This is a genomic window from Candidatus Sordicultor fermentans, from assembly GCF_012728195.1.
Lineage (GTDB): Bacteria > Atribacterota > Atribacteria > Atribacterales > Caldatribacteriaceae > Sordicultor > Sordicultor fermentans.
The window spans coordinates 1-11,152 of record NZ_JAAYFP010000035.1 but is presented as its reverse complement, the minus strand read 5'-3'; the positions used below and the strand labels follow the sequence as shown (position 1 = coordinate 11,152).

The window sequence follows — 11,152 nt, the reverse complement described above, 5'->3', positions numbered from 1 at the left end:
GCCTTTATAGTGATAACTATTAATTGAAGGAGGTGATAGGATGAGAAGGAATGCCATTCCTTTTGATACTCTCCTTCAATTAGCAGAAGAATTTTGCGCCGAGAAAGAGCTAAATAATAATAAGAAAAGAAGAGGTAGACCTCCTCTTTATCCCTTACCTCTTATCTTAGCTATAGGCTATGGAAAACAATGCTTAAACTCTCCTATAGACGAGAGAAGCAATTCTGCGTAGCCTTATTTCTCAATCCTTACCTGATTTCTCCACTTTACATTATAGAGTGTCTAAGATTACTGAAGATTTATGGATAGAATTCCTAAACTGGTTAGCCAGGAGAAGCAAAGAATTAAAAGAAGTAGAATTTCCATTAGTAGACGGAACAGGATGGGGATATGGTTTACCGATCTACCAGAGGATAAAAAGAGGAGCTGAAGTAAGGAAGATAAAATCTCATGTAAAAGGGGTAGTAGTTTTAGGACTAAATGAAAAAGGAGAGAGAATAGTCCTGGGAGCATCTTTAGATAAAGCATATTCTCCGAGAGGAACTTATTTCTGCAATGGTTAAGAAAGAGAAGACCAAGAGATAAACAAGGACTCTATCTAGTAGGAGATAAGCTCTATGGAATGAGTACTGAGGTTATAAAAGAAGTAATGGAAAGAGGTTGGATACCAGTAATAAAAGTAGAGGAGAGCTTGCATAGAGGTATAAGAGATAAACTGAGAAAGATAGCTCTAAAAAGCTATACTATTCATCAGGAAATCTATAAGAAACGCTGTCTTATAGAATCTTTCTTTGGAACTACCAAAAGAATGTTCGGAAGCTATCTTGAAGAACGTACTGAAAAGATGGCCTTTAATGTAGTATTTACTCAACTTGCTCTCTGGAATATAGGAAATATCCTTTTTATTCTCTTTATAACCCTAAAGTATAGGAATAATTTTCAAACAGTCTCCCGAAGGGGATTGACTTTAAAATTAAGTGCTATAAAATAAAGTTATGTTTTTGTGAATTTTCTTGCGAGCTTTTTCTCAAAACACATAAAAAAGGAAAGGAGGGTCGACTTGCTGTTCAAAATTAAAATCAGTTAGCTTTATATTTGGGAGGTGATAAGCAAACAAAAATAGTAAGCTGATGTATCTTATGAGAAGCGAGTATGTAATGTGAAATAGATAATATAAACGTAAATTTTGTGGAGGTGGGAAAAAGATGAAAAGATCATTAAAAAGCTTTGGGTTTTTTTGTGTGTTAGTACTTTGCATATTAACTGTTCCTACGATCATTTTTGCTGCAGATAATCCTGTCAAAGTGGTACATGTGGCTCTGGGCAATTACGGCGATCACTGGGTTCAGCTTGTTTCTGGAGCGCGTGAAATGGCTAAAGCATTGGGTGTTGACTTAACTACTTTAGATGCTCAGATGTCTAGCAACAAACAGGTTCAGATGTTAGACAATGCTATTAATATGAAACCAGATGCAATTTTTATCGATCATGGAGAAGGAACTGCTTTGAAGCCGGGAATCCAAAAAGCAATGAATATGGGTATACCGGTAATTATTTTTGATGTTATAGTTGATGTTGACGTTACTTCGGAAATATCTCAGGATGATTATATGCTGGCTTATATGAGCCTTTCTAAATTAGCGCAGGATATAAATGGTGAAGGAAACATAGTAGTTGTAACATTATCTGGAGTAGCACCCTTGGAAAGAAGAATGAGGCTTTTGCCTTTAATTCTGGAGAGATACCAGAAAATTAAAGTTATACAACAGATAGCTCCAACCTTTGGCTCAGCAGTGATTACGGAGACGATGTCACTGATGGAAGCAGTTCTAAGAGCTCATGCTGGTGAGATTGACGCGGTTTGGGCACCTTATGACCAGCTCTCAATAGGAGCTTTAAATGCTATAAAACAACAAAATCTTGCAATTCCTGTTTATGGAGTGGATGTAAGTCCTTACGACCTTTCTTTAATGGCTGAAGAAGGAAGCAATTGGAAAGCTACAGCTGCATGTGATCCCTCTGAAATAGGGCGTGTGGCTATTAGAATTGCATATTTAGCTGCAACTGGTCAAGAAGAAGCAATCCCAAGATATGCAATAATTCCTCCTGCCTTAATAACTCAGGAAGATGCTAGAAAAATAAATTTAGAGGCTGGAGAATATTTGACTAAAGAATTAGTCCCAGAGTGGGGAGATAGTGGAATTGCGTGGACGCCAGAGCTGAGAGATTTGGTTAATAAAAGCAAAGAATAACAACAGGGGAATATGAAATGGGAGAGTCTTCTTTTGAATTAGTTGCTACTAATTTATCCAAAACTTTCCCCGGAGTGCAGGCTCTAAAAGATGTGGATATGATTTTAAGATCGGGGGAAATCCATGCTTTAGTTGGTGCTAATGGAGCTGGTAAGATCACTTTTGCTAAAATATTATCTGGAGTATATGCCAACTACGAAGGCAAGATAAGCATAAATGGCAGAGATGTTTACATAAATAGCCCAACTAAAGCTCTCGAATACGGCATAAGCACAGTATATCAAGAAGTTGATGCTGCATTGGTTCCATATTTTACTGTAGCGGAGAATTTGTTTTTGGTTAACAAGAAAGATGAAAAGAATATAATAGTTTCGCAGCAATATTTTACTAATAAAGCCGAATCTGTCTTGAAAAAATTGAACATTAAATTAGATTTTGATATTAATTTGCCAGTTAACAAACTTTCTGTTGCAGAAAAGCAGTTGTTGTTGATTGCTAAAGCTTTAATACACGAATCAAAATTTATCATCTTTGATGAGCCCACGTCTTCTTTAGGGCCGCAAGAAATTGCGGCCCTATTTGAAGCAATTAGGTTTTTAAAAACTAACGGTGTAGGAATTCTCTATATATCTCATAGGATGCCGGAAGTTTTTGAAATAGCGGATAAAATTAGCGTGCTTAGGGACGGCGAAAAAGTAGGTACTTTTACAAAAGATGAGGTTACGGTTGAAAAAATCGTAAAGTCCATGTTGGGCGATGAAAAAAGGAAGTTTGAAGCTAGAAGTGTTGAAAAAAGTGCGTCAGAAAGAAAGTTATTAGAGGTATTACAATTACATAAGAAAGACGAAGTTGGGCCTCTTTCGTTTTATGTTAGAGAGGGTGAAATTTTGGGTATTACGGGGTTAGTAGGAGCAGGAAAATCAGAGCTTGTAACTACTCTTTACGGTGCTAGGAGCTCTGATGTTTTAGACATTAAGTTAGAGGATATAAAAGTAAACATAAGAACTCCCAAAGATGCTATAGATAATAAAATTTACTTTGTACCGGAAGAAAGAAGAAAACAAGGATTAATACTTAACGAAGATGTAGAATGGAACTTTATGTTGCCTAATTTTCGAGAATTTTCCAATATATTGGGAATGATGAAGCAAAAACCGATGGAGAAGGTATCACAGGAATTTATAAACGAACTAGGAATAAAATGCTTTAGCTCTAAACAGAAAGTTGGAAAGCTAAGTGGTGGCAATCAACAAAAGGTAGTGGTTGGAAGGTGGCTAATCAGAGAAAAACTAAGGGGTGCAAAGGTAATAATATTTGATGAACCTACTGTGGGTATTGATGTGGGAGCTAAAGAAGAAATCTATAAGCTGGTTGAGGAAATAGCAAATGATGGTCATGGAGTAATATTTGTTTCTTCTGACATTGATGAGGTTTTAAGAATAGCAGACCGAATTATAGTAATGTATAAAGGGAAAGTCGAGGGAGAACTAGACAAAGATAAAGCAACTAGCGAGAATATACTTACTTTAGCAACAGGTGGACATCAAGTAAAAAATAACATCGTTAAAAATAATTTGTGATTATGGAGGGTAATTTGTGATTTCGAAAATAGCTGATTTTATATCTCGTTATGGAACACTCTTAGCTTTAGTGGGTTTAATGCTCCTTTTTGGTATACTGACTCCAAATTTTGTTAGTGTCGGCAACATAACAGATATATTGCGCTCAGCTTCCGTAATTTGTATTATGGCTACGGGATTTACGGTGGCTTTAAGCGCCAATGCTTTTAATTTGGGAATAACAGGTATTGCAGGATTGTCAGGAGCTATAACAGCGGGTTTAATGGTGTGGAACGTTTTGAATCCTGTTGTTTCTATACTAATATCTCTTGGGGTTGGCGCTCTTTTTGGGTTTTTAATAGGCTTATTCGTTGTTTACTTTAAGGTAGACGACTTACTTGCAAGTTTGGGAGTTATGTTTATAACCCAGGGTTTAACTTTAACTTATACTGGAGGTCTAAATATTTATTCTGGTATGATAAAACCTGATGTAGGAGGAGGATTTATAACAGCTCCTGGATCCATCCCTGAGTCTTTTTTGTTTCTAGGACAAGGTATGGTAGGTTTCATTCCCATGCCGGTTATAATTATGTTGTTAGTAATGATTTTGATTCATATTTTTTTGAATAATACAAGATGGGGTAGATGCTTATATTCTATAGGAGGTAATATTGAAGCTTCGTATTTAGCAGGTATCCCTGTAAATTTATACCGAATAATAGCACATACCATAGCCGCTGTAGTGGCCGCTTTTGGAGGAATATTGTTGGTTTCCCGTTTAGGTAGTGCCCAGATAGCAGAAAGTCAGTCTATGTTGCTTGATTGCGTAGCAGCAAGCTATATTGGATTTTCTGTCCTAGAAGCAGGAAAACCTAATGCTTTTGGAACTTTTATAGGTGCTGTTTTAATGGGAGTAATGATAAATGGATTGAGTATGCTTGGAGTATCCTATACAACTCAAGATATTTTTAAAGGGTTAATTTTATTGGGAGCACTGACTATATCTAAGCTTACTACTAAACAATAATTATTGTTGAGTAGCTTTTAAAAAGGTGTTTATTATTAACGGTGGTTGATTTTTTGCGACTATGCGACGTTTATCATAGAGGCGCTACAATTGAACGAAGGGGATTGACTTTAAAATTAAGTGCTATAAAATAAAGTTATGTTTATGTGAATTTTCTTGTGAGCTTTTTCTCAAAAGCTTAGAAGTTTATTTAGCTTAAGAAAGGAGACCAAAAATGCCTTTAGAAGAAAATTTGAAGCTTTCAGTAGGTATTTGGTGTATGGGAGGAGTAGCTGATCGGTTTTTGCCTCAAGGGTATGAAGAGCCTGTTAGTATTCAAGAACGTATTAAAAGAGTGAAGGAAGTTCCAGAGGTGGAAGCAATTGAGTTTTTTGATGATGAACTAGAAAAAATCAGTCCTCAAGATTTCAAATCTCTGCTTGATGACCAGGGTTTGAAAGTTAGCTGTATAAATCTAAACACTCACTCTCATCCTAAGTGGCAGCTGGGAGCCTTAACTCACCGAGATCCTAAACTTAGAAGAGAAGCAATAGACGCTGCAAAGAAAGTTATCGATTTAACTGATTTGTTCCAGTGTAATTCAGTAGGTCTTTGGTTAGGAGTAGATGGTTTTGATTATCCTTTTCAAGTGGATTATGGAGTAGAATGGGATCTGCTTTTGGAGTCTTTAGGAGAAATTGCCGATTATGGCTCTCAAGTTAAGATTGCCTTAGAATATAAATTAAAAGAACCCCGGCAGTATCTTCTAGTGGGAAATGCTTTTCGCGCTCTTTACCTAATTAAAACCCTAAACCGGAAAAACTTAGGTGTTACAGTAGATTTTGGCCATGCTCTCATGGCCAAAGAAAACCCAGGAGAAGTGGTATCAATTCTTTCTCGGGAAAAAGTTCTCTATAATGTCCATTTTAATGATGCTTATCGAGAATGGGATGATGACCTTATTGCTGGTAGCACTAATCTCTATGAGACCTTGGAGTTTCTATATTATATCGAAAAATCTGGTTATCAGGGCTATCTCGGTTTTGATATATTTCCTTATCGTATCCATCCGGTTAGAGCACTTCAGTTGTGTGCTCGGAATACTTTAGATCTTTATCGATTGCTGAAAAGCTTAGAGCGAGATGCACTTCACAAGGCTCAAGAAAAAATGGATGCAGCTCAAGCTCATGAGTTAGCGAGAAAAGTTTTCTTTAAGTAATTTTTATGGTAGGAAGAGGTAGTTCGGTTTAGTATTTTTAAGCTGATGATAGTTGGTTACTTCTCCGTTATGAATGGCAAAGGGCGTGAGAGGTTTCTATAGTTGCATAAGGGTGTAGGAGGAGACTTCAATTTGGTTCTTCTCTTCCTAGCTTAAGATTCTTTGCCGGAAAAATCCAAGGTTCATAGGAGCGAAAACTTCTGGACTTCTTGCCTTTGATAATGAATTTTAGAAGGTTTAAAATAAAAATGCTCATGAGCACTTGACCAAGATTGAGGAGCAATATGCAAGCGCTATTACAGGAAAATTGGGAAAAAGATAGCATTAGCTTGAGAGAGGTAGAGGAACCTCGGCCAGGGAGAGGAGAAGTTAAAATCCGGGTGCGAGCGGCGGGAATCTGTGGTACTGATGTCCGTGGAATATCTTCTCTCCGACCACCGGTCATTTTAGGGCACGAGTTTTCTGGAGAAGTAGCAGAAATTGGACAAGGGGTAGAGAAAATAAAAGTGGGCGATCGGGTAACATCTGAAACCACTATTTATCGTTGTGGAGTGTGCTCTTATTGTCAAGAAGTCTTTTTTAACCTGTGTCCAGAAAGAAAAGGTATTGGCTCGGGGGTTAATGGATCTTTTGCTGAATATATTGTGGTTCCTGAGTTTGCTGTCCACCTTATACCTCGGCAGCTATCCTTTGAAGAGGGGGCAGTGCTCGAACCCCTGGCTTGTGCTGTTCGGGGTGTTTTAGAGCAAGCAGAGCTGGAAGGCAAAGAAAAAGTGATTGTTCTTGGTCCTGGGCCATTGGGAATTTTAGTAAGCTGGGTAGTAAAAACCAGAGGGGCTTCGGTTATTTTGGTAGGTAAACGAGAAGATGAATTTCGCTTTCAAGTGGCTAAAGAGGGGGGAGTGGATGACACTCTTAATTTGGATGAGGTAAATGTGGGGAAGATAGTCTTGCAGGAAATAGACCCTTATGGGGTCGATGTGGTGTTTGAGTGCTCAGGAGCATTGTCGGCTGTATCTTTAGGGTTGGAGCTTTTAAGAAAAAGAGGCCGATATATTCAGATGGGCATTCTTCACCGGCCAGTGACTGTTGATTTTGACCAGTATCTTTTTTCTCGAGAACTCGAGGTTACTGGTTCCCGTACTCAAACTACTTCCAGCTGGGAAAAAGCGATTAGTCTGTTAGAGAAAGTTAATATTCCTTTGAAAAAGATTATTACTCATGTTTTACCTCTTTCCCGATGGCAAGAGGGGTTTGAGCTTACTCAGAGTAGAAAGGCTATAAAAGTTATTCTTATGCCTTGAGAGGAGATGATGGAGTGCTTGCTTTAGAAGACAAGTTAGAAATGTATAGAAAGATGTACCTTATTCGTGTTTTTGAAGAACGGGCTGAAGAGCTTTACATGGAAGGGAAAATTTGGGGCACCTTTCACCTCTATGTGGGAGAAGAAGCGGTGGCGGTAGGGGCTTGTTCTGCTCTTAGAACAGATGACTATATTACCTCTACCCATCGGGGTCATGGACATTGTATAGCTAAAGGTGCTGATATAAAACGGATGATGGCAGAATTATTGGCTAAGGATACTGGATACTGCCGTGGATTAGGGGGATCAATGCATATCGCTGATGTGGAAAAGGGAAACCTAGGGGCCACCGGAATTGTAGGTTCGGGGATACCTATTGCCACAGGTGCTGCTCTGGGATGCAAATTGCAGAAAAACGATAAAGTAGTTCTTTGCTTTTTTGGCGATGGAGCGGCTAATACTGGAGCCTTTCATGAGTCAGTTAATATGGCAGCTATTTTCCGTCTTCCTGTAGTGTTTGTTTGCGAAAATAATATGTATGCTATGAGTTTCTCAGTGAAAAAAGCTTTCGCTCTTCCTGATATTGCTGAGCGAGCTAAAGGGTACGGGATTCCTGGAGTGAGTATTGATGGGAATAATGTACTGGAAGTGTATGAAACTACTAAAGTAGCGGTGGAAAGAGCCCGTCAGGGAGAAGGTCCAACCTTTATAGAGGCTCGAACTTATCGCTGGAAAGGACATTCCAAAAGCGATCGGCAGGCTTATCGGACGAAAGAGGAGGTTCGAGAATGGATGAATAGAGATCCTATTAAATTTTTGGAGAAATACCTTCGAGAAGAAAAAGTAAAAGACGAAGAACTGGAAAATATTAAAAAGCAGGTGGAAAGGGAGATAGAAGAAGCGATAGAGTTTGCTCTGAAAAGTCCCGAACCTACTTTAGAAGAAGCGAGGAGACTGGTTTATGCCTAGTAGAGAAATTACTTATGCCGAAGCTCTACGGGAAGCCATGCGGGAGGAAATGAAAAAAGATCCTCAAGTCTTTCTTTTGGGGGAAGATATAGGAGTATACGGAGGAGCTTTTGGAGTAACTCAAGGACTAATTGAGGAATTTGGCCCGGAGAGAGTTATCGATACTCCTATCTCAGAAATTGCCATCATTGGAGGAGCAGTTGGAGCAGCGCTTGTGGGAATGCGTCCGGTAGCTGAGATTATGTTTTTCGATTTTATGACTATTGGTTCAGATCAACTGGTAAACCAGGCAGCTAAAATTCGTTTTATGTTTGGTGGGAAAGCCAAGGTTCCTATGGTAGTTCGTTCTCCGGCAGGATCAGGAACTGGAGCAGCTGGACACCACTCAGGAAGTTTGGAATCTTGGTTTACCCATATTCCAGGGCTAAAAGTGGTAGCTCCATCTACCCCTTATGATGCTAAAGGTTTATTAAAGAGCGCAATAAGAGATGATAATCCGCTGGTGTTTGTGGAACATAAGCTCTTATATAAAACTAAAGGTCAAGTTCCTGAAGAAGAATACTACATCCCCATAGGAAAGGCAGATGTTAAAAAAGAAGGAAAAGATATAACGGTGATTGGCTATTCCATTATGATTCCCCGTGCACTTGAGGCATCTCAAATATTAGCCGGGGAAGGAATTGATGTGGAAGTGATAGATATAAGAAACTTGAGACCTCTGGATACCGAGACTATTGCTAGTTCAGTTAAAAAAACCAATCGGGTAATAGTGGTTTATGAGCCTCCTCGGTTTGGAGGCTTTGGAGCAGAGATATCTTCCTGGGTGGGTGAGGAGTTGTTTGATTATCTGGACGCTCCAGTTGTTCGCTTGGGAGGAGAGGAGATGCCTCCTCCTTATAATCCTAATCTGGAGCGGAAGATAGTTCCTCAGGTCGAAGATATTGTCCGGGAAATTAAAAAGTTGGTGAGGTAAAAGACAAGGTGGTGATACAATGGGAATAATACATAAATTGGAAGAGTCCGATGGAAAGTGGAATTGGCAGGGGGTAGCTAAAAAAGATTATCCCTCCACTTCTGATCCTAGGGGAGCGCGAGGAGTAAGTGTGCGGTGGCTTATTGGCAGAGAAGAGGGAGCTCCTTATTTTGCTATTCGTTATTTTGAAGTAGAGCCAGGAGGTCAGACAGTTTTAGACCGTCATCGACATGACCACGGTGTTTTCATTCTACGAGGGAAAGGGACCGTAATTCTGGGAGAAGAGAGAAAAGAAGTGTCTCCGGGAGATGTTATTTATATTCCTCCAGATGAGGTCCATCAATTTATAAATCAGCAAGAAGAGATATTTGCCTTTCTTTGTGTTATTGCCAACAAGGAGCATTTAAAATCTATAGGAGTATTATAAATGAGCCCGGAAGCAGGGCTTACAAAAGCTCTAAAATACTATGATAGAAAAACGGTAAAGATGGAGACAGTCCTCATTCCTCCTTTAGAAGAAGATGAGGTTTTAGTGGAAACTAAAGCCTGTGGTATCTGTAGTAGTGATATAATGGATTGGTACCGGGAGCCCCATGCTCCTGCTTTTTTTGGCCATGAACCGGCAGGAGTGATAGTTAAAACTGGTCCTCGGGTTAAAGGATTCCGGCTGGGGGCCCGAGTATTTGTCCATCATCATGTTCCTTGTTTTGTATGTCGTTATTGCCGAAAAGGGGATTATTCTATGTGTTTGAACTTCCGGGAGAATGGAATCTATCCGGGGGGTTTTTCCCAATTTATAAAGGTGCAAGGAGAAAATGTAAGACGCGGATTACTCACTTTACCTTCTTCTCTTCCCTTTGTTAATGCCACTTTGATTGAACCTATAGCTTGCTGCCTGCAGGCAATACACCGAGCAGGAGTTTCGGTGGGTGATACGGTAGTGGTGGTAGGTGCGGGGTTTAATGGGTTAATTTTGACTTTTCTATCCAAGATTTTTGGTTCTCAAAAAACAATAGTGATAGAACCGAATGAATTTAGATTTGAGCTTGCTTCTCGCCTGGGAGCGGATGGAGCAATAAACCCTGATAAAGAAAATCTAGTAGAAGCTATTAAAGAAATAAATGGGGGGCGGTTGGCAGATATAGTTTTGGTTACTCCTCCTTTTCCTAAGGCGGTGGAGAGCTCTATATCGCTCGTAGATCGAGGAGGGATTTTGCTTTTGTATGCTCCTTCAGCTCCAGGGGAAAGTTTTGCTTTTCCTATTTATCAGGTTTACTTTTCTCAGATCACGATAAAAACTAGCTATTCAGCGTCTCCTATTCACACGAGAGAAGCGCTTCAACTATTAAATAACGACCTAATAGATGTGGATCAATTAGTCACCACATATTCTTTCTCAGATTTTGAGAAAGCTTTTTCGGCAGTTAGAAATGATAAAAAGTTAATTAAAGCGGTTTTAGAAATTTAGTATTTCAAAATAAGGAGGTCTAAAGATTAATGGGCCGGTTTCTTTTAGGAGTAGACCTGGGCACCAGTAACGTTAAAGCAGTCCTTTTTGATACTCAAGGTAGAGTTGTCTCTTCAGCAACCCGGGAGTTAACGATTATTAGTAATAGTCCTAGCGAGGCCGAGCAAGATATGGAAGAAATCTGGCGAGAAACAGCACGGGCTATTTCCCAGTGTATTTCTACCTCGGGAAAAAATCCGGCAGATATTGCCGCCCTAGGAGTTACTGGACAAGGAACCGGTTGTTGGTTACTGGATGCTCACTTTCAGCCCTTGGGTCGGGCTATAATTTGGATAGACGGTAGAGCGGCAGAAATGATTGACGAGTGGATAGCTGACGGAAGGCATGGCCAAGTTTTTAATAT

13 protein-coding genes are annotated in these 11,152 nt (G+C 39.5%); all 13 read left to right on the top strand.

What is annotated here, in order from left to right; genetic code table 11:
- Positions 1-40: 40 nt before the first annotated feature.
- The gene (locus GXZ17_RS01785; protein ID WP_409375578.1) at positions 41-232 is read left to right on the top strand and encodes a hypothetical protein; all 192 of its coding nucleotides are present in this window, start codon (positions 41-43) and stop codon (positions 230-232) included.
- A 46-nt stretch (positions 233-278) separates the two neighbouring features.
- Complete coding sequence (locus GXZ17_RS01780; RefSeq protein ID WP_409375577.1) at positions 279-563, top strand: hypothetical protein; 285 nt, start codon at positions 279-281, stop codon at positions 561-563.
- The gene (locus tag GXZ17_RS01775; protein ID WP_409375580.1) at positions 527-991 is read left to right on the top strand and encodes a transposase; all 465 of its coding nucleotides are present in this window, start codon (positions 527-529) and stop codon (positions 989-991) included. Before GXZ17_RS01780 ends, GXZ17_RS01775 begins: the two co-directional genes overlap by 37 nt.
- 214 nt (positions 992-1,205) lie before the next feature.
- On the top strand, positions 1,206-2,252 hold the full coding sequence (locus tag GXZ17_RS01770) for a substrate-binding domain-containing protein (protein WP_409375576.1): 1,047 nt from the start codon (positions 1,206-1,208) through the stop codon (positions 2,250-2,252).
- Positions 2,253-2,269: 17 nt separating this feature from the next.
- Positions 2,270-3,832, top strand: coding sequence for a sugar ABC transporter ATP-binding protein (locus GXZ17_RS01765; protein WP_409375575.1), 1,563 nt, complete (start codon positions 2,270-2,272; stop codon positions 3,830-3,832).
- Between the two features lie 16 nt (positions 3,833-3,848).
- The gene (locus tag GXZ17_RS01760) at positions 3,849-4,838 is read left to right on the top strand and encodes an ABC transporter permease (RefSeq protein WP_409375574.1); all 990 of its coding nucleotides are present in this window, start codon (positions 3,849-3,851) and stop codon (positions 4,836-4,838) included.
- 214 nt (positions 4,839-5,052) lie between these two features.
- Positions 5,053-6,036, top strand: coding sequence for a sugar phosphate isomerase/epimerase family protein (locus tag GXZ17_RS01755; RefSeq protein ID WP_409375573.1), 984 nt, complete (start codon positions 5,053-5,055; stop codon positions 6,034-6,036).
- A gap of 284 nt (positions 6,037-6,320) precedes the next feature.
- Positions 6,321-7,340: a zinc-binding dehydrogenase gene (locus GXZ17_RS01750; RefSeq protein ID WP_409375572.1), complete on the top strand. Its 1,020-nt coding sequence runs from the start codon at positions 6,321-6,323 to the stop codon at positions 7,338-7,340.
- A gap of 41 nt (positions 7,341-7,381) precedes the next feature.
- Positions 7,382-8,308, top strand: a complete 927-nt coding sequence (gene pdhA / locus GXZ17_RS01745) for a pyruvate dehydrogenase (acetyl-transferring) E1 component subunit alpha (RefSeq protein WP_409375579.1) — start codon at positions 7,382-7,384, stop codon at positions 8,306-8,308.
- The gene (locus tag GXZ17_RS01740) at positions 8,301-9,281 is read left to right on the top strand and encodes an alpha-ketoacid dehydrogenase subunit beta (protein ID WP_409375571.1); all 981 of its coding nucleotides are present in this window, start codon (positions 8,301-8,303) and stop codon (positions 9,279-9,281) included. The genes pdhA and GXZ17_RS01740 overlap by 8 nt, the downstream gene beginning before the upstream one ends.
- Positions 9,282-9,300: 19 nt before the next feature.
- Entirely contained in the window at positions 9,301-9,708 is a 408-nt protein-coding gene (locus GXZ17_RS01735) for a cupin domain-containing protein (RefSeq protein WP_409375570.1), read from the top strand.
- Entirely contained in the window at positions 9,709-10,749 is a 1,041-nt protein-coding gene (locus GXZ17_RS01730; protein WP_409375569.1) for an alcohol dehydrogenase catalytic domain-containing protein, read from the top strand.
- Positions 10,750-10,778: 29 nt separating this feature from the next.
- Positions 10,779-11,152, top strand: a 374-nt coding sequence (locus GXZ17_RS01725) for an FGGY family carbohydrate kinase (protein WP_409375568.1), incomplete at its 3' end; no start/stop codon positions are given.